We start from the raw sequence: 25,556 nt of genomic DNA on the forward strand, positions 1-25,556 counted from the left end.
ACTCGCGATTACGCGAGTCGGGTGATCTCGACCACAACTTCTAGATCGGTTGAACCGGAACCGGAGAACACACCTTTGAGCGGCGGCACATCGGCGTAATCGCGACCGACGCCCACCGAGACGTGCTGTTCGTTGATGGCGATGTTGTTGGTTGGGTCATAACCCCACCACTGCCCGGTCCACGCCTCGATCCACGCGTGCGACTGGCCTGCCACGGTCTCCCCCAGCTCAGCGCCAGGTTTGGGGTGGAGGTAACCCGACACGTATCGACTGGGGATTCCCATGCTGCGCAACAACACAAGCGTCAGGTGCGCGTAGTCCTGGCACACGCCACGACGTTCGGCGAAGGCTTGCAACGCCGAAGTGTGCACCGAGGTGGTACCCGCGATGTAGTCCATCTCCTTGTGCACCCATTCCGCGGCCCGCACCACAGCTTTGGCTGGCGGTTCGCCACGCGAAAGTTGTTTGGCGACGCTGGCGAGTTTGCGGTCCCGCGGTACGTAATTGGTTGGGCTGAGCATTTCGTCGAAGCGGTCGATGACCCGGTCCTCATGCAGTTCGTCGAACGACAACTCGTCGGCGGGCCCAGAAAACGGTTCGGTTTCGACCACCGACGACCCAGTCACCTCAAGCTCGGTATGCGGCGCGTGGAGGTCGAAAGCGGTGACCGCGGTGCCCCAGTAATCGGTGTAGCGATACGACCTGGTTGCGGGGACGGTTTCGACGCGATTGAGAATCACGTTTTGTCGAGAATCGGCGCGCGGGGTAAGGCGCGCCTCGTTGAACGAGCGCGTTACCGGCGCGTCGTAAACATATCCGGTGGTGTGGACCACCCTGATTCGCCAGCTCACAGCTCTCCCTCTACAGGCACACGACCGCCATCGGCGGCACTGCGCACATCGGTCCACGCGACCCAGGGAGCGGCGTGAAAATACTGGCGTGAGACCGCCTCACTTACCTCGCGGCAGGATTTCTGCAACGCGAGCAGTCGAGCCTGGAGGTCTTCCAAGAGTACTCCCGGCGGCAGAAACTCGAGTTCGCTTCTCGCCCTGCCCAATACGCGCTGCGCCTCGTGTCGAGCGCCGACGCGACTGCCTGGCCGCTGGTCAAGCTCGGTGAGGCACGTTTCGGCAACGCGCAGCGTGTGGAAAACCGAGCGCGGGAAAAGGCGGTCAATGAGGATGAATTCCGCGACACGGGCGGCGTCGAGCGCGCCGCGATGGGTGCGCAGGTAGGTGTCGTGCGCGCCCGCCGACCGGAGCACGGTGACCCACGCTGGCGACGACGTGCGGTCGCCAGCGCGCGAAAGCAGCAGGCGAACCATCATGTCGATGCGCTCAACGGAACGGCCGAGCAGCAGGAATCGGTAGCCGTCATCGCGCGACAGAGTCGAGTCGGTGAGTCCGGTGAACATCGCGGCGCGATCTTTGACGTAGGAGAAAAACTCATGTGGCCCGAGCGCGCGCGCCGCTCTTTCCGCCGTCGCCATGCCGTTGTAGGTGGCGTTGAGGCACTCCCACATCTCACTTGACGTGACTTCCCTTGCGCCGCGCGCATTTTCGCGTGCCTTGGCGACGGAATCGCTAATCGAGACACCGTGGGCGTGACTGAACGCGACAAGGTCGGTCACCGACCACACATCGAGTTCAAGCCCCTCTGGCGGCTCAATGCCCAAGACCTTCAACAACACTCGCGAGGTGCGGTCAGCGTCGACGGTGGCGTCTTCGAGCAGTTGATGCACGGCGACGTCCAAAATGCGCGCGGTGTCGTCGGCGCGCTCGACGTATCTGCCGATCCAATAAAGGGATTCGGCGTTTCGAGCAAGCATGTAGTCAGTCCCCGATCAGCCGCTGCGTTTGTTGTTGTTGCTGTTGTTGCTGGTTTGCCTGCGGCGTGCTGAGTTCACGACCGATTTCGAACGAATCCGCTTGCGGCCGTTCGGCTACCAACTCTGGCCCAGCCAGTTCCCGATCGCCACCCGCGCGACCGGCGAGCACCCAGGTGTCCTTGCTGCCGCCGCCTTGGCTTGAGTTCACGACAAGCGAACCGTCGGGCAGTGCGACGCGCGTGAGGCCGCCGGGCAGCACCCAGATGTCGTCGCCGTCGTTGACCGCGAAGGGGCGTAGGTCGACGTGACGTGGGGCCAGGTCGTTGCCGATCTTGGTCGGCACGGTCGACAACTGCACGACCGGTTGCGCGATCCAGCCGCGCGGGTCGGCCTTGATCTTGCGACGCGTCGCTTCCAGCTCGCGCGGACTGGCGTCGGGACCGATCACGATGCCGTAGCCGCCCGACCCTTCAACCGGTTTCACGACCAGCTCAGCGACGCGGTCGAGCACCTCGGCGCGTTCCTCGTCGAGCCAGCAACGGAAGGTGTCGACATTCGGCAGAATCGGCCGTTCACCCAGGTAATACTCGATGATCGCGGGCACGTAGGTGTAGATGAGCTTGTCGTCGCCAACGCCGTTGCCGACCGCGCTGGAGATCACGACGTTGCCGGCGCGGGCGGCGTTGAGCACGCCCGCGACGCCGAGCACCGAATCGGGCCGGAAGTGCATCGGGTCGAGGAAGGTGTCGTCGATGCGGCGATAGATCACGTCGACTTGACGCTCCCCGGCCGTCGTCCGCATGTAGACGACATTGTCGCGGCAGAACAGGTCGCGGCCCTCGACCAGTTCGACACCCATCTGCCGCGCGAGCAGCGAATGTTCGAAGTAGGCGGAGTTGTGGACGCCGGGCGTGAGCACGACGACGGTCGGATCGGCTTCGTTAGGCGCGGCCGACGCCCGCAACGCGCGCAGGAGGTGGCTCGGGTAGTCGCCAACCGCACGTACCTTGTGTGACGAGAACAGGTCGGGGAACACCCGCGCCATCGTGCGGCGGTTCTCCATCACGTAGGAGACGCCCGACGGTGAGCGCAGGTTGTCTTCGAGGACGCGGAAGTCGCCTTTTTCGTCGCGCACGAGGTCGATGCCGGAAACATGGATGCGCACCCCGTTCGGCGGGACGAGCCCGGCCGCCTCCCGGTGAAAGTGCTCACACGACGTCACGAGCCGCTTCGGGATGATCTGGTCGCGCAGGATGTTCTGCTCGCCGTAGATATCCGCAAGAAACAATTCGAGGGCGGTGACGCGCTGCTTGATCCCGCGCTCAAGCTTGGCCCATTCGGCCGCCGCGATTACCCGAGGAACCAGGTCCAGGGGGAACGGGCGCTCCTGGCCCGATAGCGAGAAGGTGATGCCTTGGTCGATGAAAGCGCGGTCGAGAGCGGCGGCGCGCGCGGCTAAATCGTCTACATCGTTGGCCGCCATCGCGGCATGAATGCCCTTGTAGGGGGCCCGAACTCGGCCCGCCGCGTCGAACATCTCGTCAAACGCGTCGGCGAATCGACCGGGCCCATATCCATCAAACAAACCCGGTTTGCCAGTTGGAGCGTGACCGTTCGATCTCACCATCGCCGGTGAAGCCGATCGAGCCGAACGCGGCGCTGTGGTTGAGGTCATGAAAAAACTGTGCACCACCCAACTGCGGGGTCGTGTGAGACACAGGTAAATTCTTTGCATCACCTGAAACGGGTGAAACCGGTACGGAGCCCTTCCGCGACCGGCAGCCCGATTTCGTCAGGCTGCGGCCAACTGGTAACCTCGACATTCGGCGCGGTGTTACCCGTAGTTAAGCACTCGATGCTGCACCATCGTGGGCACGCGCCCGACGAACTTTTCAAGAAATACCACCCAGCGACAGGAAACCAGAGGATACAGGCGTGGCCAACATCAAGTCTCAGATGAAGCGGATCCGTACCAACGAGGAAGCGCGCAAGCGTAACCAGTCGGTCAAGTCCGCGCTGCGCACCGCGATCCGCAACTTCCGTGAAGCTGCTTCCAGCGGTGACAAGGAAAAGGCTGCTGAGCAGCTGCAGTTCGCGAGCCGCAAGCTCGACAAGGCTGCCTCGAAGGGCGTCATCCACGCCAACCAGGCTGCCAACAAGAAGTCGGCCCTCGCGCTGGCGCTCAACAAGATCTAAGTTCGCTTTACCCGTTTGACGCAGCCGCCGTGGCCTCGATGACCACGGCGGCTTTGTGCGTCGGCTAGCATTTGCGCCCATGTTGACGGTGTATGCAAATCAGACAGTCGTTCGTGGCGAAGACCTTCCCGAAGTCATCCGGGCAGCCGAGATCCTCGGCTTCGGTATCAAGATCGAAAACGTGATGGTTCCCGACGATGACGCCTACACCTCGGTGTGGATCGTCACTCGTGAGGACGAGGTCCCTCTGCACGAAGAGTGGGACGGCCGCTACGACGACGAGGACGAAGACGTCGTCATCGAAGAAGAAGTCGTTCTTTAATTCACGCAGGGCACAACGCCGCCGGTGAGGTCGGTACGCACGGGTTTACCCGCGTCCGGCGTCTCCGTTGCGGTCCCCGCCGCTGCGGTCGCGGGTCGGTAGGAACTGCCGCCGCCCTCGGCTAGCTGGTCTAGCCGAGGACCGAGCCCCCGCGTTGTCGTTGTGACCGAGGGCGGAACTGGCAAGTCGAACGCCGTCGCGACTTCGCGGCGAATCGCGTTCTTGTCGACGATATTCACGTCTTGACCATTGATTACGTCGTAGCCAACGACCGGAAGCGTGCGAAATTCCACCACCGGGTCGTTCGCGGTGCTCAACGTGCGCACGAAGTCGGTCATGCTCCAGCCATCCGACAGCACGATGTTGCGATGCGCCACGTCCATCAACGCCGACAATTTGCCTGGGTCGGTGAGCGTCCCCGCGCTGTGTAGTTGACCGGCGACTGAGGTGAGAAACGCCTGCTGGCGGTGGGTGCGGTCCAGGTCGCCGTTGTCGAGCCCGTGGCGTTGTCGCACGAACGCGAGCGCCTGCGCCGGATCAAGTCGCTGCTTGCCAGCTGGGAAGTCCGCGCCCGAATACTCCAAATCTTGGACCGCATGGTTCAGACACACCTCGACGCCACCGAGCGCTTCGGCCACGTCGTAGAAACCCGCGATGGTGATCTCGGCGAAGCGGTCGATGGGGACGCCGGTCAGATCCCGCACCGCTTTCACCGTCGACGCGCGCCCCGCCTCGCGTCCGGCCTGCTCAAGTTCGGTTTTATCGGTCATACCCTGCGCGATCAGTTGATCTTGTACCGCCGCTTTCTTCAGTCCGTACGCCTCTTTGATCTTGGCGTGCGTGTGGCCCGGGATGCCGCTGACAGCCACGTAGTCGTCGCGTGGGATCGACACCGCGACAATTTTGCTCAGGTCAGCGGGGATGTGGACCAAGATCAGGGTGTTGGCGTTGTAGCCGCCTTGTTCGCCGTCGCCCGCATGGAGTGGCTCAAGGACCTCAGGCGGAAGTTCGTCGCCGTTCTGGTCGCGACGGGTGTCAAGGCCGATCAGCAGCAGGTTGAGGTCGCCATCGAGCGAATGCGGGTCGTCACCGGTTATTGCGTGTGAACGCAAAAAGCCGGTGTCGAAGGTGCCCGCCGTTGACCAGCCGTACGCGGTGACCGTAACGACGGTCGCCGACAGCACGGCGGCGGACACCTTCGCGGTGCGCGTCGCGAGCTGACGCCATGATCGTCGGGGGGTACCCGCTGCGCTGCGTGCCGCCGGCTGTTGTTTCATCATGATCAACTGTGCCGTGGCCGGGTCCCCTCTCAATCGCGGTTGGATTGCGATCGAGAATCGGGGCCGACGTGCTGGGATTATCGCTGCGGCGCCTAGTTAGCCGACCGAAGATCGAGGATGCGGGCGACGGCGTGCTCGACCGCGTACGTAGCGTCTGCGGCCCCGCCCTTGACGTCGGCGTTGAGCGTGGCGACGATGCCGAGCGCGGTGCCGATGCTTGCCGGATTCCACGCGCGTGCCTGAGCCTGTGCCTTTTTCACCTTCCACGGTGGCATGCCGAGTTGCTGAGCGAGCTTGAACGGGTCGCCGCGTCCTGCTGATCCAACACGCGCGATGGTGTGCACCGAATCCGCGAGCGCGTCGGCGAGCAACACGTGTGGAACCCCGCGATCGGTTGCCCACCGCAGCGCTTCCATCGCGGCGGCACGGTCACCAGATACGGCCAGTTCAGCCACATCGAAGCCGGTGACCTCCGCGCGGCCCGAGTAATAGCGACGGACCGCGCCAACGTCGACCTTGCCGCCAGTGTCGGCAACCAATTGTGAACAGGCAGCGGCTAATTCGCGCAAATCTGAGCCAACCGAGTCGATCAACGCCTGCACGACGTCCGCGCTCACTCTGATCCCACCAGCACGAAACTCGCTGCGAACGAATTCCGCCCGCTCGCTCGCCTTGGTGAGCTTCGCGCAGTCGTGGACGACCGCACCCACCTTCTGCAATGCGGGAACCAGCGCTTTAGCGCGCCCGCCACCCGAGTGCAGGACCATGAGCACGACACCTTCGGGCGGGTCACTAACCGCTGCGGTGATCACCGCGACCGCGTCCTTACCCGCTTCAGCAGCGGATTCGAGCACGATCACCCGATCCTCAGCGAACAGCGAGGGACTCAGCAGTTCGGCGAGCTCCGCGGTACTGGCGTCACCAGCCCGCATACGGTCGACGGGTACCGAGTCAGGGTCGGGCGCAACCGCCCGCGGCTGACTGGTGACCTGCGCGACCGCGCGCTCAACAAGGAGTTCCTCGTCACCGAGAACCAGATGCACCGCAGCAGGGCGTTCGCTCACGGGGCAATCCTACGGAGGGCGACTGACACGTTCTGCGGTCCGGCGGGCGGTGATGGTCCGCAGCGCACGCGGGTTGCCGAAGATGAGGATGTCGCCGCTGTTGTCGGTGCGGGCGATGGTGGCGCCCATGGAACGCAGCGTCGACAGGACGTCGGGATGAGGGTGGCCGAAGGTGTTGTCCTTCCCTGAGCTGATGAGAGCTAAGCGTGGTCGGGTTGCGCGGAGGAATTCGGGAGTTGTCGTGCGCGAACCGTGGTGCGGGACTTTGAGGATGTCGATTGCGCCGATGCTCGCTGTTGCTATCAGCTCACGTTGCACGGGCGTTTCGATGTCGCCGGTGAGCAGAATCGTTCCTGCGGGTGTGTGCGCTCGAAGCACGATCGAGCGGTCGTTCGCGGTGTCGCCGGGGAACGACGACGGCGGTCGCGGGCCGGGCGCGAGCACGGCGACGGTCGTAGTGCCGAAAGTGAACTCAAGTCCAGAGTGCAACTCAAGCAACGGGATTCGCGCGCGGGTCGCTGCTTCCTTCACCGCGTGTGCTCCCGACGATCCTGCCGAAACATGGCCATCTGCTGATGCTCGCGCTTGATCGGCTGTCGAAATGAAGGACGTTGCTGCCGTTGTTAATTCGCCCGGCGCCGTGCCAATCGCATCGACGGTTCGGCCTGCGAGCACGCCAGCCAGGCCATCGATGTGATCGGCATGCGGGTGGGTGAGCACCAGCAGCGGTACCCGCTCGACGTCGAGTCGGTCCAGGCAGCGACGTATCGCACGCGGGTCGGGTCCAGCATCGACGACCACCGCGGACCCTGATGCCACCGACAGCGCGAATCCGTCGCCTTGGCCAACGTCGCACATGGCCAAGACCCAGCCGTCGACCGGCCACCCCGGGTGCCAACACCGCACGGGTATCAGCACCAAGCAGATGCCCAGCGCGGTTGCTGCCAGCAGTCGGCGCACCCGACTCCACCGCAGTACGGCGATAAGCACGACCACCACTCCGGTCGCCATGAATCCGCCGACCGCCCCGCCCGGCACCGTAACGACCGCGCCAGGCAGGCCTGCCGACCATTCCGCAACGGTAAGTAACCACCACATGGGCAGGCGAGCGCACCACAGGAGCCATACCGCCGCGTCGCCCCAGCACCAGGCAACAAGCGCGCCCGCCGCGCCGACGACCGTAATCACCCCGATTGTCGGCGCGACGAGGGCGTTCGCGAGTACCGCGACGAGACTGACCTGCCCTGATAGCGCGACCGTCAACGGAAGCGTGACGACGAACGCCGCGCTCGCGACCGCGACAACCTCGGCGGGTCCACGCCACCACCCACGCTCGCGTAGCCAGTCGGCCCACCTCGGTGCGAGCAGAATGAGCCCCGCCGTGGCGAGCACCGACAGTGCGAAGCCAGCGCTTACCGCCAATTGCGGTGCGACAACGAGCAATCCGAGCACGGCTCCGCACAGCGCTGGTATCGCTTGGCGGCGGCGGCCCGTGAGCAGCGCGAGCACAGTTACCGAACCCATTGCGGCAGCGCGTAATACGCTCGGATCGGGTCGCGCGACGACGATGAACAGCACAACCGCAATAGCGGCAACGCTCGCTCGCCATCGCGGGCCGAGCGCGACGAGCCGGGCCAACGCGAGCAGCGCCGTGAGCAAAATACTGAGGTTCGCGCCCGACACGACCGTGAGGTGTTGTAAGCCAGCGATCGCGAAGTCATCGCGCACGCGGTCGGACAGCGCGGACGTGTCGCCGACAACGAGCGCGGGCAACAGTCCCGCCGCATCGGGCGGCAGCGACCGACTCGCCGCCGCAACCAAATCCGCGCGCAGAGCGCCTGCCGCGCGTTGCCACCACGGCGGCGCGCCGAGTAGGTCTGGCGGACCGTTGGCGTGCAAGGCGGCAACGGTCAGATCGGCACGCGCGGGCGCTGCGACTTCGGCGCGCACTCGCACGGTTTGTCCTGGCGACACTCGCGCCCACGGCCCGTCGCCCGCGAGCACAATGATGGTGCCCGAAGCCTCGGTACCTGACCCAGGCCCGATGCTGAAGCTGCGCAACTCAGCACGCACAATGAGACGCCGTTGACCACCAAAGCCCTTGGTATGCATCGGCTTTGGATCATCGGAAATAACCGCGACAACGGTGGCCGTGCGGCCGAAAGCGCTGCGCAGCGGATGGTGGGCGACTTCATGCGCCCGCCACGCGCCCGCCAACGAGAAGCCGGTGGCGACAACCATCGTCGCGATCCCCGCCGCCGCGACGACCCGCCACCGTTCCCGTCGATGTGCCATCGACCACAACAGCATCACCCACAGCGCGATCGCCCCTAGAACCGCGCCGACCGCGATGGCGACACCCACTTTTGGACCCAAAGTGACCGCCGCGATCGTGGCCAGCCAGCAGCCGAGCGCCGCGGGCACCAGCCGCAGGTCGAGCACTGATGGCTGTGACTGCTCCACAGCCGGACTCGCGCCTGCATCGTTGTTGGTGCGCGCCTCGCTCATGCGCTGAGCCTGGCTGAGCTGCTCATATTGTCACCTGGTCGCGCAGTCGTGCCAATCGGGCGGGACCAATGCCGTCGACGTCACCCAGCTGCGTAATATCGGTGAATTTTCCATGTGCCGATCGCCAGGCGACAATCGCTTTCGCTGTTACCGGACCGACTCCCGGTAGCGCGTCCAATTGCGCCTCGGTCGCGGTGTTGAGGTTCACTTTGCCCTTGGGCGCGCCGACGGCAGCTCCCGCAGGACCAGGCGCGCCGTCACCGGCAACTGCCCCGCCGCTGAGTACCGTGCTTGCTGTTCCAGCACCCCCGGTCGGGGCGCGCGCCGTTCCAACAACCACCTGGTCGCCGTCGGTGAGTCGTTGCGCCAAGTTCAACCCTGCCAGGTCGATGCCCGACAGCGTCCCGCCCGCGGCCTCGATCGCATCAGCGACGCGCGCTCCAGCGGGCAGGTGGTGAATTCCGCCCCGTTCCACCGCGCCAACCACGCTGACCACGATCTCGGCAGCGGTTTCGCCAACGCGGGGGTGCGCGGGAGGCGAATCACCGACCGAGGCAACGGGGACCACTTCGTCGTGGCGCGCTTCGGCAGCGTCGCTGCGCGACGACGGCACCGGCGGCACGGACTGCGCGCTCGGCCGCTGCCACAGGATCATGATGGCGGTGACGACAATGGCGGCACAGGCGACAGCGGCAAGGGCTAGTACGCCGCGTTTTCCTGGATCGATCCGCTTGCGCGATGCTGGCCCGTCATCGAGCCAAGCCGGCGAGCGCACATCGCCCGCCGACGATTCTTCGTCGTCCCATTTGCCTTGCTGGCCGGGGGTATTCGTGGAGCGGAGCGCGCTCACCGCGCGTTCCCACGGTGCGGGTGCGACTGTCGCGGTCAAACCGCCCAGCCGTTCGCGTACTCGGTGGTGAATGTCGTGTGGTGTCATGCGGCTGACGCTAGACACACTCGCCGATCTGCCACCTCCGTTCACCTGGGCTTTTAATTGCCCTGTGGATAACTCTTTTCCTGTGGATAACTCGCCGAGTTAAGGCGTTTTTCGGGCGTGTCGGTGTCTAGCCCGCCACATACTCTGTCGCCCATGACCGCAACCAAGTACGCCTATAGCTATGTCGCTCGCCCAACGTTTCGACGACTTCGCTCAGCAGGAAGCCCGGGGCAATTCGTCGTACTACGAACATCTAGCGCACGCTATCGCCGACGATCCGGCGCTGCTCACCCTGTTCGAGCAGCTGCCGGAGCCCAAGCGCCAACCCAACCTGCTCTTAGCCGCAGCCCGCTTCCATGTCGGAACCACCCTGCCTTACACCGACTTTCGTGCCGGTGTCCATGCGAAATGGCAGGCGATCGCGCAGACCGCGCTTACCCGCGCGACCCAGACCAACGAGTGCGGCCGTGCTGCCACGTTGCTGCCGGTCTTGGCGAGCCTTCCCTGGCCGCTCACGCTGATCGAGGTGGGTGCGTCGGCCGGACTGTGCCTGTATCCGGACCGATTCAGCTACCGGTACAACAATGTCGAGTTGCATCCGAAGTCCGGTGTGTCAACAGTCATTTTGGAATGCGCGACCACCGGCCCTGTGCCGCTCCCTGTCGAGTTGCCGGAAGTGGTTGGTCGCTTCGGGATCGACCTGAATCCGTTGAATGTCCGCGATCGCAACGACATGGACTGGCTGGCGACGTTGGTGTGGCCAGGTCAGGACGAACGTCTCGCGCGGCTGCGTGCGGCGGCGAAACTTGCTGCGGCCGAGCCACCTTCGCTGCGAGGCGACCTGAACGAGACGATTTCCGACCTGGTTACCTCCGCAGCGGGCGACAGCACCGTCGTGGTTTTCCACAGCGCGGTCATGAACTACCTCACCGTCGATGCACGGAACACGTTCCGCGAGAGAGTGCGCTCGCTCCCCTGCCACTGGATCTCGCAGGAAGGCCCCCGTGTACTGCCCCAACTGAGCACGCGGATTCCGCCCTACGATCCCGCTCAGGCACGCTTCGTGCTCGCGCTCAACGAGCAGCCTCTTGCCTTCGCGGGACCGCATGGGCAGTCACTCGACTGGTTCGGTCAAATCGGCTGAGCCACACCGCGTCACATGCGGCGCATCACCGAGACAACCCTGCCCAAGATCACTGCTTCGTCGCCGTCAAGTACTCCGTAGGCGGGGTTGCGCGGTTCCAGGTAGGTGTGACCGTTGCGACGGCGGTACACCTTCACCGTCGCCTCATCGCCGATCATCGCAGCGACGATGTCACCCGAAACCGCTTCGGTTTGGCTGCGAACGACGACGAGGTCGCCGTCGCAGATCGCGGCGTCGATCATCGAGTCGCCACGGACACGCAGCGCGAAAACTGTGCCGCGCCCGACCAATTCGCGCGGAAGCGTCAGTTGTTCATCGGTGTGCTGTTCGGCCAGGATCGGCGTGCCGGCCGCGATGTCACCGACCACTGGAACCGAGACGGCAGTGTCGGAACCTTCGGCGGGAATGCCGCGCAAGAAGCGGCGCACGTCGATCGCACGTGTAACGGCACTGCCGCGTCGCAGGAAGCCGTCCTCCTCAAGGGCTTTCAGGTGTCGCGATACCGTCGATGCCGAGCGCAGACCAACCGCGTCGGCGATCTCGCGAGCGCCGGGCGCGTACCCGTGCGCGAGCACCGAGTCCCGAATCGCCGCGAGAATCTGTTGCCGACGCTGCGGCAGATGGCTCACATCGAAGTGGTCAAACTCGTCGTATCCGGTCACCCGAGAATCGTAGAACCAGTACCGGTTACGTCAACGCCGCAGGTGGGGTGTTTAGGAACAGCCGCCTGGCAAGACCACGACGCCGAGCGCGCCGATGCCCAAGTGCACACCCAGGGTCGGGCCCAACTCAGCAACGTAAAAGTCGGCAATGTCCGGTACTTGCTCGCGCAGTTGAGCCGCAACGGCGTCGGCGGCCTCTGGCGCGCCAAGGTGTTGCACCGCGACCGCCGCCGGACGCCTGCCCGCAGCGTCGACAGCGGCGGCGACAAGACGCGCGTACGCCCGCGACCGGGTGCGCACCTTCTCACGCAACTCAAGCTTGCCGCCAACCAGGTGCAGCAGTGGTTTCGTCACCAGTTCACTGCCGAAAAACGCGGCGGCACTGCTGAGTCTGCCGCCTCTGCGCAACTGCTCGGTTCGGTTGACGAGCAAGAAAGTCTGGGCGTTGTTCGCCGCGTCAACAGCGCGCTCGTAGACCTCGTCAAGGACGGCACCGCCGTGAGCCAAGCGAGCGGCGGCGAGAGCCGGCATGCCGGTGCCCATGCCCGCGCCCAACGAGTCGACAATCCGCACGCGCGCGTCGGTGCCCATGTCGTCGACGGCTTGTCGCCCAGCTTCCCAGGTGGCCGACAGGCGACGCGAAAGATGAACGGCGACAACACCATCGCCGCCACTGCGATCGAGGGCCGCGCTGTAAATCTCGCGCAGTTCCCCTGGCGATGCCGCCGATGTGCTCACCGAATCGGACCCGTAGTCGATGTCGATCGCGTCGACGCCTTCCCGGATTTCGCGGTCGCCTACCAAAACATGCAGCGGGACGACCTCGATGCCGAGTTCAGTGACGACGTCGGCAGGCAGACTCGCCGCCGAGTCGGTGACCACAACGACCGGCACGGACTACCGGACCTCCTGCAACGCTTTGAGCATCGCCGTAGCCACCGCGTTGTGTCCGTCCCAACCCCAGTGGATGCCATCGGGATTCGCCGATCCCGACTCGATGTTGTCGCGCACTGCCTCGCCAAGGTCGACGAGGGGCACGGAGGTACGGCCGGACCACGCCTGCAACGCTTTCACCGCGCGGGTACGGCCGCGATGCACTTTGCCGTAAGCCGCGCACTGGTGCACCGAAGGCAACACGCCAACGACGGGCAGTTCAGGCCGCAGGTGGTTGAGCGCTACCCGCGAGTCTTCGAGGTAGCTCACACTTACCTTGGGCGGCAACGCAACTGGGCGACCCAGCTTCGACAGCTTGGGCTGGAGCCAGTTGTAGGTCGCGCGCACGCCGCGCCGAAGCCGAGGCGGGCGAATGTAGCGGATCGTCTCGCGCAGTGCGGTTGGCAGTGGCGAAGGCAGGGTGTCCATGCCGCCGACGGCGAAAACGACAGCGCCCGCGCGGGGCACAGCCGCCCAGATGCGGGGGTCGCCAATGAGTGCCCAGTAGGCGTCGCGAGTGGTCCAGCCGATCCGTGCGACCAGTTCGACATCCCAATCGAGCTCGGCCGCAACAAGATTCGGCCAGATTCGCGGGTCGTCGGCGGGCAGGCCACCTTTGGGACCGTAGTAGGAAAGCGAATCGGCGATCACCAGGAGCACTGGACGTGGCGCTGCCGGTTCGACTGGGACGTCGAGCGCCGCGGGCTCGGCCGTCGCGATGGCGGCTGGCTCAGTAACAACGCTCGCGCCGAGGAGGGCGGAGTCAGCCTGCGCGGCAACTGGTTCCGCGAGAGCGACAACAGATTCCGTACCGGGGGTCGCTGGCGTGATCGAATCACGTTGGGGAGCGACGGTTTCCGTGTGATCGAGCTCGGTACCCGACGCCAGTTCTTGCTGAACGGTGGATATGGCGGCGGGAAGCTCGCTGCCGTCGCCCGTCGCGCCAACTCCGGCCACTTCGACAGCACTGGTTGCCGCGACCTCGTGGCCAGTTGCATCAGAGCTATTCGCTGCGGCGGGAACCGTTTGCGCGGCTGCTTGGTCGGCCACGCCGAAACCAGTCGTCACCTGGGTCGGCGCCGCGACATCGTCGACCTCTGCGACGGACCCGTTCGCGACCGTGTTTGCTGGCGCGACAGCCTCGGCCCCTGCGACGGAACCGTCCGCGACCGAATTCGTAGGCGCGACACCCTCGGCCGCTGCGACCGGGCCGTCCGCGACCGAATTCGTTGCCGCGACAGCTTCGCTCGCGTTGCCAATGGCGTTCGTGACGGCACCGGCAGACTGCGCGACCTCGCCGTCAGTTGCCTCGAAACTGCCGACAGCAGCCGAAACCGCCGCCTCGGTCGAATTACCCAGCGCGGCAACGCTGTTCGCAGCGGGCACATCGGCGGCAGCTTTCGCGACATCGGCGACGGCGTCGAGCCCCGGCACTGCCGAATTCTGCTCGCTGCCCGCATGAGCGACGGTGGTCGACTCGTCTTCTCGGCCACCGTCGGCAGCCGCATCACGATCGACAGCAGCTTCGACGTCATCGGCAACCGCGACGTCCGCCGCTTCGCCAACGCCCGAAGAACCGGACTCCGCACCCTCGGTCGCATCTACGGCCGCGTCGTCGGCCGCTGCATCGGACTGTTCCACCGACTCCGCGTGCGCGGGCCCGATGATCGGCGGGGCCACCGCGCCGAAAAGCGCATCCGGCAGCGAGCGCGTGCTGCGCGCGGTGACCTGCTTGAAGAGCTCGTCGGGGACCGAGCGAATGGGCTCCTCGCGATCGAGGCGCTGCCGTGGGGCCGCGGGTGGGCCAAACAGCTCATCCGGCAATTGCCGGCCAGCTTTGGCCGTCACCTGCTGGAACAATTCATCCGGTACCGACCGTACGGGCTCTTCAGAGGACATCGGGAGCTACCTTCGCCGCTGCGTTCCAAACATCGAGTCGCCAACCGGGGTTGTCGATGTCTGGGCCGTGGCTGGACAGCTGCACCCAACTGGTGTTGGCGAGACCGCCTAGGGCGGGCCAGTTTTGAGGAGGCAAGTCCAGCAGCGCGGCCGTGAGAGCAGCGATCAACCCACCGTGCGCAACCAGGATGATAGTCCGGCCGGGCCAATCCTGTCGGTCGTTGTACAGTTCGCGCACCACGGGCAGTGCTCGCGCGCCCACCTCAAGTTTGCTTTCGCCGCCGGGCGGGCGATAGGTGGGATCCATCCGCCACTGCACCCGCGCTCCCGGGTAGTCGGCGTCAACCTCAAGGTGGGTCAGGCCTTCCCAGTCGCCAAGGCTGGTTTCGCGCAGGCGTGGGTCAGTAATGACCGGGATGTTGCTCACGTCGCCCAGCGCCTGCGCGGTGTCGCGCGCACGCCGAAGATCGGACGCGTGGACGGCGATGGCGTTACGCGAGACTAGTTCACGCGCAGCCTCTTTCGCCTGTTGTCTGCCGAGATCGCTGAGGTCAGTATCGATTTGACCTTGCATGCGGTCGGCAGCGTTCCATTCGGTCTGCCCGTGCCGAAGGAGCAGGAGGTTGCGCACGTTGGCGTATTTGTTCACTCGAGGCATATCGGTGGTACGCGGGGTCTCGCCACTCACTCGTTGTCGCCCTCGGACTCCGCGTCATCGAAAGCAGGAGGGGTGGGCACAGAGGCGATGCCTTCGACGGGCACCGCGGGGCAGTCGCGCCACAGCCGCTCAAGCGCGTAGAAGTTGCGCTCGTCGTTGTGCTGGATATGGACGACAACGTCGACGTAGTCGAGCAGGGCCCAGCGACCTTCGCGGGTGCCTTCACGGCGAACCGGCTTGTGGCCTGCCTCGCGCAGCTTCTCTTCAACGTTGTCAACGATCGCCGAAACCTGACGCTCGTTGGGCGCGGACGCGATGATGAAACAGTCCGTGATGACCAACTGCTCCGACACGTCGAGGACAACCACGTCGGTTGCTAATTTGTCGTCGGCCGCGCGCGCGGCGATCTCGGCCATCGCAATGGCTTCGGGGGTGGCGCTCATGCGTCAGCAACCTTTCGTTCCTGCGGCTCGTACAGGTGCCGCTTCGATATGTACTGGACCACCCCGTCTGGGACGAGGTACCAGACCGGCCGACCTTCGGCGGCGCGGCGACGGCATTCACTCGACGAGATGGCCAACGCGGGAATCTCGATCATGGTGACCGCGTCGGCGGGAAGGTCCCGCAGATGCTCCGCTAGATGATCGGTATTCAGTTCATACCCCGGTCGACTAACCCCGACGAACTTCGCCAGTTCGAACAGTTCGGTCCAATCCTGCCATGTCAGGATGTTCGCCAACGCGTCCGCACCGGTGATGAAGTACAGCTCGTCGTCGGGGTGCGCGCGACGCATCTCGCGGAGCGTGTCGACGGTGTAGGTGACCTTGTCGCGTTCGATGTCGGCACGCGACACTGAGAAGCGCGGATTTGACGCGGTCGCGATCACCGTCATGAGGTAGCGATCTTCGGCGGGGCTGACGACCTTGCCCGCCTTCTGCCACGGCTGGCCAGTGGGGACAAAGATGACCTCGTCGAGGTCGAATCGGTTGGCTACCTCGCTCGCCGCAACCAAGTGACCGTGATGGATGGGGTCAAACGTGCCACCCATGACGCCCAGTTTGCGTCGCGGCCGAGCTGTCTCGTGCATGAGGAGTGAGCTTAATCCGACGCGCCGCCGATTCGCGGACCGAGGATCGGTGGTGCCGCGCTCGCCCAGCTCGGGCCCGACGCTTGGGAACACATTTGCGCGAACTGGTTGCGAGTGCGTTTGAGTTCTTCGGCCAGATGCGGGCCGGGCACACGCGCGATGTGCTCGTTCAACTCGACAAGCAGCACGTCGATCGTCAGCCACCACGGACCGCGAATGCGCCCGTTTGGTCCACGCAGTTGCAGCCACGCTGCCGCGCGCAAACAACGGGCACGCGGGACGATCTTGCCGAGTTCGCCCCACAGTCCTGCCGCGCGCAGATAGCCGCCAAGCGCCGCCGTTTCCTGCCCGCAGCACTCCCTGGCTACCGCCGCCGACCACACCCAATCGGCGTGGCGACGCCGGTCGGCACCTGAGCCGACGACAAGGCGGGCCGCCTCGGTGAACTGCCACGCCGCCTGCCGATATCGACCAAGTTGGTTCAGCGATTCGGCGAACTCGGCGCGCACCCGAGCGAGTTCGGAGTCTGGATACGCCAGGTCCGGGCCGGAAAGCGGACGTTCTAAGGCGGCGACCGCATCGGCGTGCGCGCCCGCGCGATGCCACGCGCGACCGGCAACGACCCACTGGTGCGCGCAATCGGCGGCGGAAAGGTCGTGCCACGCGAGCGCCGCCGCGGTTGCCGCTTGCGCGAGTTCCGTCGGCGGTCCCCCGCTGGCGGCGACGGCCCCCACGACTTGCGAGCGCAACAACGCCGTTTCCCGCAGTTCAAGCACGCCTAGCCCGATCGCCTCGGTGAGTACGTCAACGGCGCGCGCTGGCTCGCTGATCAGCAGTGCACTGCCTGCTTCGGCCATGCGACGCGCTTGTTCGACGCGCGCGAGTGTCACCGAGCGCGCCGCGCGACATCAAAACCCACCCACGCACTTCGTCGACGGCCTGTCGACACCCCAGAAAGCATGCGCGCGATCTTGGTCGCAGCCACATTTCAATGGCTTAACGTCGGCTGAAACGCGGCGCGCTCAGCTCACTGGCAGCAACCGCGCGACTACCTCGGTGAGTTGACGCGCCGACCTGCACTCGTGCATCTCGATTTCCGCTTCGTAAGCTTCGGTCGCGGAATCGCCTGTCGCCCACAGCTTTCGCGGTTCCGGATTGAGCCAATGCGCGTGGCGCGCGGTCTCGACGAGCCCGCGCAGCACGTCCGCGCGGGGGTCGCGGTAGTTGGTTCGGCCGTCGCCAAGTACGAGCAACGAACTCCGGCTGGTGACCGCGTCGCCGTAGTTGTCGGCGAAAGTTCGTAAGGCGTTGCCGTAATCGGAGTGGCCGTCGGCGCTCAACACGTTCGATTCAGCGAAGATGGTGACCATCACGTCGTCGAGGCCAGTCGCGGGGCTGAAATAGTCGGTGACCTCGTCAGCCGCGTCGACGAACGCGAAAATCCGTACCCTCGAAAACTGTTCGCGCAACGCGCTCACCAGCAACAAGGTGAAATTGCTAAAACCGGCGACCGAACCGGAAATGTCGCACAGCAGGACCAATTCCGGCCGACCAATGCGTGGTTTCCGATTGATGAGGTCGATCGGCACGCCGCCGGTCGACATCGAGCCGCGCAGCGTCTTGCGTAAATCAATCTCGCCGCGTCGCGCGCGCTTCCGACGCACCGCGAGCCGCGAAGCAAGCACCCGAGCCAACCGCTGTGTGCCCGTACGCAATTCGACTAGTTCACTCTCGGTTGCCCGCAGGAAGTCGGCGTCCTCGGCTTGTCGCGCGACCCCGTATTCGGCGACGCGCTCGCGGCCGACCTTTTCCGCGACGCGACGGTTCGTCTCGCTGGTGACCGCCGTCTGAAAGTCCGCGATCCGTGCCCGCGCGGTGCGACGTGCCACCTCCAAGTCGCGCTCGCTAGCGTCGGGCGGCAGCGCCATACCAGCGAGGATCTTCGACAAAAGTGATTGGGGCGAAAGCTCTTTCATCACCTGATAAGCGGAAAATGAAGGGCCACGCACAGATTCGAACTGCCCGAACTGCTGCACGAGTTGCCCGGTGAACTCGCGCAATCGCGTGCCCGGATCGTCGAGCGCGAGCAACTCGGCCAGTTCATCGCGCACCGCCGCGATGTCCACTTCCCCATCCGCGCGACGTGGCAGCTCATGCGCGACTGACCCTTGGCCCAGCGCGACCGGAAACCACAGGTCAAAGAGGCTGTCGAACGTGCGGCGATGCGCACTTTTGCGCAACACCGCGCACGCGAGCCCTTCGCGGACCACCTCGCGGTCAAGCAGGTCGAGGACCGTGAGCACTCGGCCCGCATCGACGGTCTCCGACGGCCCCACCGGCACGCCTCGTGCCCGCAACGCGGCAACGAAGCCCGCGACGTGGGCACCGAGTCCGTGCGTCATGACGATCAGGCCAGCTTCAACTCAGCAAGCGCGCGCTCGTGGTCGCTTCGATGCTTGAGCACAACGCCGAGCGTTGCCCGCACGGTCGCGTCGTCCAGGTCGGCCGCACCCAGCGCGAGCAGGGTGTTGCCCCAGTCGATGGTCTCGGCGACTGACGGCAACTTCTTGAGTCGCAACCCACGCAATACCGCGACAACGCGAACTAATTGGGCGGCAACCGCTTCCGGAAGTTCGGGCACCCGACTGGCGAGAATGCGCCGTTCAAGTTCTTCGTCAGGAAAATCTAGATGCAGGTACAAGCAACGACGCTTGAGCGCCTCAGACAACTCGCGAGTGGCGTTCGAGGTGAGCACGACGAACGGTTTGCGCGTCGCGGTGATGGTGCCCAACTCCGGCACCGTGACCGCGAAGTCGCTGAGCACTTCGAGCAGCAGTCCCTCGATTTCGACGTCGGCCTTATCCGTCTCGTCGATGAGCAACACGGTCGGCTCGGTGCGCCGAATCGCGGTCAGCAGGGGCCGCGCAAGCAGAAACTCCTCGGTGAAAACGTCGGCTTTGGTTTCAGCCCAATCATTTTCGCTCGACGCCTGAATCCGCAGAATCTGCTTGGCGTGGTTCCACTCGTAGAGCGCCCGCGCCTCGTCGACACCCTCGTAGCACTGCAACCGCACCAGCTCAGCGCCCGCGACCCGCGCGACCGCACGCGACAACTCGGTCTTACCAACACCGGCAGGACCTTCGATCAGAAGCGGTTTGCCAAGCCGGTCCGCGAGGAAAACCGAGGTGGCCGTTGCCTTGTCGGCCAAGTACCCGGTGGTAGCCAGCCGTGCGATGACGTCATCGACCGAGGAGAAGATTGGTTCTGTAATGAGCGACATGAAATTACACCGGCCGAGTCTGGCCGTCGCCCCACACGATCCACTTCGTGGACGTGAGCTCCGGCAACGCCATCGGCCCGCGCGCGTGCAGTTTCTGCGTCGAAATGCCGATCTCGGCACCAAAGCCGAACTGCTCGCCGTCGGTGAACGCGGTCGACGCGTTGACCATCACAGCGGCCGCGTCGACACGGGAGGTGAACTCGCGCGCGACCGCGAAATCGCCCGTGACGATGGCCTCGGTATGACCAGTGCCCCACGTGTTGATGTGGTCGACGGCAGCGTCGAGGTTGTCGACCACCTTCAGCGCGATGTCGAGGGTGAGGTACTCCTCGCCCCAATCGACGTCGGTCGCGGGCACCTGACCGGGCAGGTCGCCGTGAATCGTGACGCCGGCGGCTTCCAACGCGGTGGTAAGCCTCGGCAGCGCGGTATCGGCGATCGCCGCGTCGATCAGCACCGTCTCGGCCGCATTGCACACGCTGGGACGACGGGTCTTCGCGTTGAGCAGGATGGCCTCGGCCATGTCGAGGTCGGCGGCCGAATGCACGTACACGTGGCAGTTGCCGGTGCCGGTCTCAATGGTCGGCACCTGGGCATCGCGCACGACCGCGTTGATGAGGCCAGCGCCACCGCGCGGAATGACAACGTCGACCAGCCCGCGCGCCTGAATCAGGTGCGTGACGCTCGACCGGTCGTGGCTGGGGAGCAACTGCACAGCGTCGGCGGGCAGTCCCTGCGCGGTGAGCGCTTCGCGCAACACGTCGACAAGCACGGCGTTGGAATTGGCTGCCGACGACGAACCGCGCAACAAGGCGGCGTTGCCCGACTTCAGCGCCAGACCAAACGCGTCGACCGTGACGTTGGGACGCGCCTCGTACACCATGCCGACGACGCCGAGCGGCACCCGCGTCTGCCGGATTTCCAGCCCGTTCGGCAGCGTGGAACCGCGAACAACGACACCAACCGGGTCGGGCAGCGTCGCGACCTGGCGCAAACCGGAGGCGATGCCGTCGATGCGCGCGCTGGTGAGGCGCAGCCGGTCAAGCAGGTTTTCCTCGGTGCCCGCTTCCCGCGCGACGTCGATATCGGCGGCATTGGCGGCGAGCACGCGATCGGCCGCCGCGAGCAGCGCATCGGCCGCCGCGTTGAGTGCATCGTTCTTTTGCGCCGTGGTCAGCTGGGCCAGCACACGGGACGCGACGCGAGCCCTGCGGGCGGCGTCGTGCACCGCTGCGCGGATGTCGAGCTCGGGGGTCACTTCTACCGTCATGGGTATCAGAGTACGCAGCCGCCGAATGTGGCTCCGACCGGCGGCGCGAGGACGTTACCCACCGGGTCAACATGGCCGATTCACGGAAAAGCGCCAGTACGATTTCGCACATGAGCGACTCCGCGGCACCGACTGTTGTTGTCGTTGGCAGCGTCAATATGGACCTCGTAACGACAACAGCGAGTCGCCCGCAGCCGGGAGAGACCGTGCGTGGCGTCGCTTTCGCGACCATTCCGGGTGGCAAAGGCGCCAATCAGGCGATCGCCGCAGCGCGTGCTGGTGCGCGGGTCCGCTTCATCGGGGCGGTCGGGTCTGACGCGTTCGGGACCACGTTGCGGGCGAACCTGGACCAATCAGGAGTCGACACGTCGCTGTTGCGGACGGTAGAAGGGCCAAGCGGAATCGCGACGATCGTCGTTGATGCGGCGGGCGAGAACAGCATCATCGTGGTCACCGGGGCGAATGGCCGGCTGACCGAGCTGACTGCCGAAGATCGCGCGGCCATCGCCGAGGCGGACGTCCTGCTCTGCCAGCTTGAGATTCCGCTAGATGCCGTCGCGGAAGCGGCGCGTTACGCACACGAATCGGGGACGTTAGTCGCGCTGAACCCTTCGCCGGTCGCCCCGCTGCCAGCTGCACTGTGGGCCGACGTCGACTTAGCGATCGTGAATTCGCTTGAGGCTGAACACTATTCGACACAGTTGGCTGAGGTTCCCCACGTGGTGCGCACGCTGGGTGCCGACGGTGCCGTCTACCAAGGTGAGGGCGAATTCGCAGTCGCAGGTGAAGATGTTGACGTGGTCGACACGACCGGTGCGGGCGATGCGTTCGCGGGCACGCTCGTCGCCACCTGGGGCTTGGGCCCGCGAGTGGCTTTAGGCCGTGCGAACCTCGCTGGCGCCGTCGCGACCACGCACCGCGGCGCTACCCAGCCGAGCTAGCCACCGAAAATCAGGTGCGCGGGACCTGCTCGCCGTCCTACCGTTGGCAACTCCCAACGAAAGGACCGACCATGTTTCCCGTCGAGCTGCGCGGCACGCGAGCGCAGACACTCATGTGGGCCAACGAGCACGACATCGAACAGTCCGCGCTGCGCCAACTCCGCAACATCGCCGAGTTGGAGTGGGTGCACGGACTGCGTGTCATGCCGGACGTCCACCTGGGTAAAGGCGCGACGGTGGGGTCGGTCATCGCGATGCGCGATGCGGTTGCCCCGGCTGCCGTCGGCGTCGACATCGGTTGCGGCATGGAAAGCGTGCGAACGAGCCTCACCGCCGCCGACTTGCCCGATAGTCTCCGCTCGCTGCGTTCACGTATCGAAGCGGCGATTCCGGTGGGTTTCAACTCCCACAAGGAAGCGGTGAACGTCACCGCTCTTCATGCGGGTTCGCATGGGCAGTCCGCGCGCACGAAGGGGTGGGATCGGTTCTGGCGCGAGTTCGGCGACCTACATCCGGGTGTTTCATCGTTGGAGTCGAAGGCGCACAAGCAGATCGGCACTCTTGGCAGTGGCAATCATTTTCAGGAACTGTGCCTCGATGAAAACGACTCCGTCTGGATCCTGCTGCACTCCGGTTCACGCAATATCGGCAAGGAACTCGCCGAACGACACATGGCCATCGCACGCAAGCTGCCGCACAATCAGTCGCTGCCCGATCGCGACCTCGCGGTATTCCTCGCTGGCACCTCGGAAATGGCGGCCTACCGGCGTGACCTCACCTGGGCGCAGGAGTACGCGGCGCGCAATCGCGCGGTGATGCTCGCGCTTGTGTGCCGTGCCGTGCGTGATGAATTCGCCGGGCTCGACGTGCGTTTCGATGAACCGATCTCGTGCCACCACAACTACGTGGCCGAGGAAATCATCGACGGCGTGCCGATGCTGGTGACGCGCAAGGGCGCGGTGCGGGCGGGCGCGGGGGAACTCGCGTTGATCCCCGGTTCGATGGGCACGCGCTCGTATGTCGTTCGCGGCAAAGGCAATCCGGCCTCGTTCCAGTCCGCTTCGCACGGGGCCGGACGGCGGATGAGTCGGTCGGCGGCTAAGAAGACCTACACCGTTGCCGACCTCGTCGCCCAAACCGCTGGCGTCGAATCGCGCAAAGATCAGGGCATTGTCGACGAGATTCCGGGTGCTTACAAAGACATCGATCAGGTGATCGCGGCCCAGGCTGACCTGGTCGATGTGGTCGCCGTCTTGCGGCAGGTGCTGTGCGTGAAGGGCTGACGAAGCGAACTTGTCGTACCCCGGTGGCACGATAGCGACATGCCATCATCGCCGCCGCTCGATGCCCCGCTCGACCTGGCCGCTCCCGACTTGCGGGAGCGTGCCGAGGAGCTGCTACGCGAACTCGCGGGCAAGGGCGCCGCGCTGCGCGAAGATCAATGGGCCGCGATCAAGGCGCTCGTTGTTGACCGCAGGCGGGCGCTCGTTGTGCAGCGCACCGGCTGGGGTAAGTCGGCGGTGTATTTCATCGCCGCGAAGTTGCTGCGGCGTGCTGGGCGCGGGCCAACGGTCATTGTTTCGCCGTTGCTCGCGCTCATGCGCAACCAGGTGAGTTCGGCCGAGCGTGCTGGCGTTGTCGCCGCCACGATCAACTCGGGCAACGTCACCGAGTGGGACGAGATTCACGAGCAGGTCGCGAACGGCGACGTCGACGTGCTGCTCGTCAGCCCCGAACGCCTCAATAACCCGGATTTCCGCGATCAGGTACTCCCCCGGCTCGCCGCCGACGCTGGCCTCGTCGTCATTGATGAAGCCCATTGCGTTTCCGACTGGGGTCACGATTTCCGGCCCGATTATCGACGTATCCGCACGCTCATCGCCGACCTAGGCAGCGACGTGCCGGTGCTAGCCACGACGGCAACCGCGAACGACCGCGTTGTCACCGACGTCGCCGGGCAGATCGGGCACGACACGCTGGTCCTACGCGGGTCGCTCGATCGCGAATCGCTGCATCTCAACGTGGTGCGGTTCGACGACGCGGTCGCGCGCACAGCGTGGCTTGGCAGCAAACTCGACGAGCTGCCCGGCTCCGGCATCATCTACTGCCTCACCGTCGCCGCCGCGAACGACCTTGCCGACGTGCTTTCCTCGCGCGGCCACACTGTCGCCGCGTATACCGGCCAAACCGATCCAGCCGAACGCGAAGCTCTCGAGGCGGCGCTGCTCAACAACGAGGTCAAAGCGCTCATCGCCACGTCCGCGCTCGGAATGGGTTTCGACAAACCGGATTTAGGTTTCGTCGTCCACGTCGGCGCGCCTTCGTCGCCGATCGCGTACTACCAACAGGTCGGGCGTGCGGGGCGTGGCACCGATCGCGCGGAAGTGTTGCTGCTGCCCGGTGCCGAAGACGCGCGGATCTGGAGTTATTTCGCGTCGGTGTCGTTTCCGCGCGAACACCTTGTGCGCGAGGTGCTTTCCGCGCTCGACACCGATCGGGCGATGTCGACGGCCGCGCTTGAGCCGCTCGTCGACTTGAATCGGTCGCGCCTCGAAATGGTGCTCAAGGTACTCGATGTCGACGGCGCGGTCCGACGCGTGCGCGGCGGCTGGGTATCGACCGGGCAACCGTGGACTTACGACGCTGACCGCTATGAGCGGCTAGCCGTTGCCCGCGATGCCGAGCAACAGGCGATGCTCGACTATCAGACGACAACCGACTGTCGAATGACCTTTCTGCGCCGGCAACTCGACGACCCCGGCCTCGCCGGACTGGCTATGAGCGAACTCGACTGCGGCCGTTGCGATAACTGCACGGGCGTGCGTCCCGACACCTCCATTTCCGACGAAGCAGTTGCCGCGACGCGCACCCGGATCGCACGGCCAGGACTAGATCTAGCGCCGCGTAAGCAGTGGCCGACGGGATTGGCGAAAATCGGAATCTCCTTGTCGGGCAAGATCACTCAGGGTGCAGAGGTGGGCCGCGTTGTCGGTCGTCTCACCGATCTGGGCTGGGGTCAACGCCTGCGCGCGTTGCTCGACGGGCCGGACGCGCCGATTCCTGATGCGGTTTTTGACGCGTGTGTCACGGTGTTACGCGAATGGGATTGGCACGAACGTCCCACTTCAGTGCTCGCGCTTGAGTCGCGCACCCACCCCCAACTCGTCGCCAGCATGGCAACGCGGCTCGCCGAAATTGGGCGACTCACCAACCTGGGCACGATGCACAACCGACCAGACCGACCGCCGGTGTCAGCGGCCAACTCAGCCCATCGCGTCGCCGGACTAGTCGATTCGTGGGAGGTACCCGACCTATCGACCGTCAGCGGCCCCATTCTGCTTGTCGACGCCCTCAGCGATTCGGGCTGGACGATGACCGTCGCCGCCCACACGCTCCGAAAGGCAGGTGCCGACGCTGTGCTACCCCTAGCCCTTGCAACCCCGACCTAGGTTTGCCGGGAATATCGGATTTGCCCGGGCGCTCCGCTTTTGCGAACGGCACGACACGCCGCGCGCTTTGCCGGACCCGCGACTCAGTGATGTTTCAA

Annotated in this window: 23 protein-coding genes; 6 read left to right on the top strand and 17 right to left on the bottom strand. The window is 65.2% G+C overall.

The window, feature by feature from the left end; translation table 11 throughout:
- Positions 1–8: 8 nt before the first annotated feature.
- The 3 genes from IEX78_RS20000 to IEX78_RS20010 are packed head-to-tail and all read right to left on the bottom strand — an operon-like array spanning position 9 to position 3,455.
- A complete protein-coding gene (locus tag IEX78_RS20000) occupies positions 9–851 on the bottom strand; it encodes a transglutaminase family protein (protein ID WP_188830557.1) in 843 nt (280 codons plus the stop codon).
- Positions 848–1,828, bottom strand: coding sequence for an alpha-E domain-containing protein (locus IEX78_RS20005; protein WP_188830558.1), 981 nt, complete (start codon positions 1,826–1,828; stop codon positions 848–850). Before IEX78_RS20005 ends, IEX78_RS20000 begins: the two co-directional genes overlap by 4 nt.
- A 4-nt stretch (positions 1,829–1,832) precedes the next feature.
- Positions 1,833–3,455, bottom strand: a complete 1,623-nt coding sequence (locus tag IEX78_RS20010) for a circularly permuted type 2 ATP-grasp protein (RefSeq protein ID WP_188830757.1) — start codon at positions 3,453–3,455, stop codon at positions 1,833–1,835.
- 308 nt (positions 3,456–3,763) lie between these two features.
- Between IEX78_RS20010 and rpsT the strand changes: the two genes are divergently transcribed.
- Both rpsT and IEX78_RS20020 read left to right on the top strand, forming a co-directional pair.
- Positions 3,764–4,024: a 30S ribosomal protein S20 gene (gene rpsT / locus IEX78_RS20015; RefSeq protein ID WP_056821462.1), complete on the top strand. Its 261-nt coding sequence runs from the start codon at positions 3,764–3,766 to the stop codon at positions 4,022–4,024.
- Positions 4,025–4,103: 79 nt separating this feature from the next.
- Positions 4,104–4,346 (top strand): hypothetical protein, encoded by a 243-nt coding sequence (locus IEX78_RS20020; RefSeq protein ID WP_188830559.1) that lies wholly within the window; start codon positions 4,104–4,106, stop codon positions 4,344–4,346.
- Here IEX78_RS20020 and IEX78_RS20025 read toward each other — a convergent pair.
- The 4 genes from IEX78_RS20025 to IEX78_RS20040 form a co-directional block, all read right to left on the bottom strand.
- On the bottom strand, positions 4,343–5,623 hold the full coding sequence (locus IEX78_RS20025; RefSeq protein ID WP_229684124.1) for an LCP family protein: 1,281 nt from the start codon (positions 5,621–5,623) through the stop codon (positions 4,343–4,345). The two genes, IEX78_RS20020 and IEX78_RS20025, sit on opposite strands and share 4 nt — an antisense overlap.
- A gap of 95 nt (positions 5,624–5,718) precedes the next feature.
- Positions 5,719–6,690: a DNA polymerase III subunit delta gene (gene holA, locus IEX78_RS20030; RefSeq protein WP_188830561.1), complete on the bottom strand. Its 972-nt coding sequence runs from the start codon at positions 6,688–6,690 to the stop codon at positions 5,719–5,721.
- Positions 6,691–6,699: 9 nt separating this feature from the next.
- The gene (locus tag IEX78_RS20035; protein ID WP_188830562.1) at positions 6,700–9,198 is read right to left on the bottom strand and encodes a ComEC/Rec2 family competence protein; all 2,499 of its coding nucleotides are present in this window, start codon (positions 9,196–9,198) and stop codon (positions 6,700–6,702) included.
- 22 nt (positions 9,199–9,220) lie between these two features.
- Positions 9,221–10,135, bottom strand: coding sequence for a ComEA family DNA-binding protein (locus IEX78_RS20040; protein WP_188830563.1), 915 nt, complete (start codon positions 10,133–10,135; stop codon positions 9,221–9,223).
- A 181-nt stretch (positions 10,136–10,316) separates the two neighbouring features.
- Between IEX78_RS20040 and IEX78_RS20045 the strand changes: the two genes are divergently transcribed.
- Positions 10,317–11,279 (top strand): DUF2332 domain-containing protein, encoded by a 963-nt coding sequence (locus tag IEX78_RS20045; protein ID WP_188830564.1) that lies wholly within the window; start codon positions 10,317–10,319, stop codon positions 11,277–11,279.
- A gap of 11 nt (positions 11,280–11,290) precedes the next feature.
- Here the strand turns inward: IEX78_RS20045 and lexA are convergent, their stop codons facing one another.
- The 10 genes from lexA to IEX78_RS20095 form a co-directional block, all read right to left on the bottom strand.
- Positions 11,291–11,941 carry a transcriptional repressor LexA gene (gene lexA / locus IEX78_RS20050; RefSeq protein ID WP_188830565.1) on the bottom strand — a complete coding sequence of 217 codons (651 nt, stop codon included), beginning with the start codon at positions 11,939–11,941 and terminating at the stop codon, positions 11,291–11,293.
- Between the two features lie 51 nt (positions 11,942–11,992).
- The gene (locus IEX78_RS20055; protein WP_188830566.1) at positions 11,993–12,835 is read right to left on the bottom strand and encodes a DegV family protein; all 843 of its coding nucleotides are present in this window, start codon (positions 12,833–12,835) and stop codon (positions 11,993–11,995) included.
- Between the two features lie 3 nt (positions 12,836–12,838).
- Entirely contained in the window at positions 12,839–13,594 is a 756-nt protein-coding gene (octT, locus tag IEX78_RS24810) for a diglucosylglycerate octanoyltransferase (RefSeq protein WP_188830758.1), read from the bottom strand.
- 1,168 nt (positions 13,595–14,762) lie between these two features.
- A complete protein-coding gene (locus IEX78_RS20065) occupies positions 14,763–15,431 on the bottom strand; it encodes a histidine phosphatase family protein (protein ID WP_188830759.1) in 669 nt (222 codons plus the stop codon).
- A 26-nt stretch (positions 15,432–15,457) separates the two neighbouring features.
- Entirely contained in the window at positions 15,458–15,874 is a 417-nt protein-coding gene (gene rsfS, locus IEX78_RS20070) for a ribosome silencing factor (RefSeq protein WP_188830567.1), read from the bottom strand.
- Positions 15,871–16,518, bottom strand: a complete 648-nt coding sequence (gene nadD, locus IEX78_RS20075; RefSeq protein WP_188830568.1) for a nicotinate-nucleotide adenylyltransferase — start codon at positions 16,516–16,518, stop codon at positions 15,871–15,873. The genes rsfS and nadD overlap by 4 nt, the downstream gene beginning before the upstream one ends.
- Positions 16,519–16,529: 11 nt before the next feature.
- Positions 16,530–17,408 (bottom strand): hypothetical protein, encoded by an 879-nt coding sequence (locus IEX78_RS20080; protein WP_188830569.1) that lies wholly within the window; start codon positions 17,406–17,408, stop codon positions 16,530–16,532.
- Positions 17,409–17,540: 132 nt separating this feature from the next.
- Positions 17,541–18,920 (bottom strand): vWA domain-containing protein, encoded by a 1,380-nt coding sequence (locus tag IEX78_RS20085; protein WP_188830570.1) that lies wholly within the window; start codon positions 18,918–18,920, stop codon positions 17,541–17,543.
- A 5-nt stretch (positions 18,921–18,925) separates the two neighbouring features.
- The gene (locus tag IEX78_RS20090) at positions 18,926–19,798 is read right to left on the bottom strand and encodes an AAA family ATPase (protein WP_188830571.1); all 873 of its coding nucleotides are present in this window, start codon (positions 19,796–19,798) and stop codon (positions 18,926–18,928) included.
- A gap of 4 nt (positions 19,799–19,802) precedes the next feature.
- Positions 19,803–21,068 (bottom strand): glutamate-5-semialdehyde dehydrogenase, encoded by a 1,266-nt coding sequence (locus IEX78_RS20095; RefSeq protein WP_188830572.1) that lies wholly within the window; start codon positions 21,066–21,068, stop codon positions 19,803–19,805.
- A gap of 110 nt (positions 21,069–21,178) precedes the next feature.
- Between IEX78_RS20095 and IEX78_RS20100 the strand changes: the two genes are divergently transcribed.
- The 3 genes from IEX78_RS20100 to IEX78_RS20110 all read left to right on the top strand — a co-directional run bounded on the left by IEX78_RS20100 (position 21,179) and on the right by IEX78_RS20110 (position 25,458).
- A complete protein-coding gene (locus tag IEX78_RS20100; RefSeq protein WP_188830573.1) occupies positions 21,179–22,009 on the top strand; it encodes a ribokinase in 831 nt (276 codons plus the stop codon).
- 71 nt (positions 22,010–22,080) lie between these two features.
- Complete coding sequence (locus tag IEX78_RS20105) at positions 22,081–23,292, top strand: RtcB family protein (RefSeq protein ID WP_188830574.1); 1,212 nt, start codon at positions 22,081–22,083, stop codon at positions 23,290–23,292.
- 39 nt (positions 23,293–23,331) lie between these two features.
- Entirely contained in the window at positions 23,332–25,458 is a 2,127-nt protein-coding gene (locus tag IEX78_RS20110) for a RecQ family ATP-dependent DNA helicase (protein WP_188830575.1), read from the top strand.
- The last annotated feature ends 98 nt before the right edge of the window (positions 25,459–25,556 follow it).

The sequence above is a fragment of the Nocardia camponoti genome (genome assembly GCF_014646135.1).
GTDB classification, from domain to species: Bacteria; Actinomycetota; Actinomycetes; order Mycobacteriales; family Mycobacteriaceae; genus Nocardia; species Nocardia camponoti.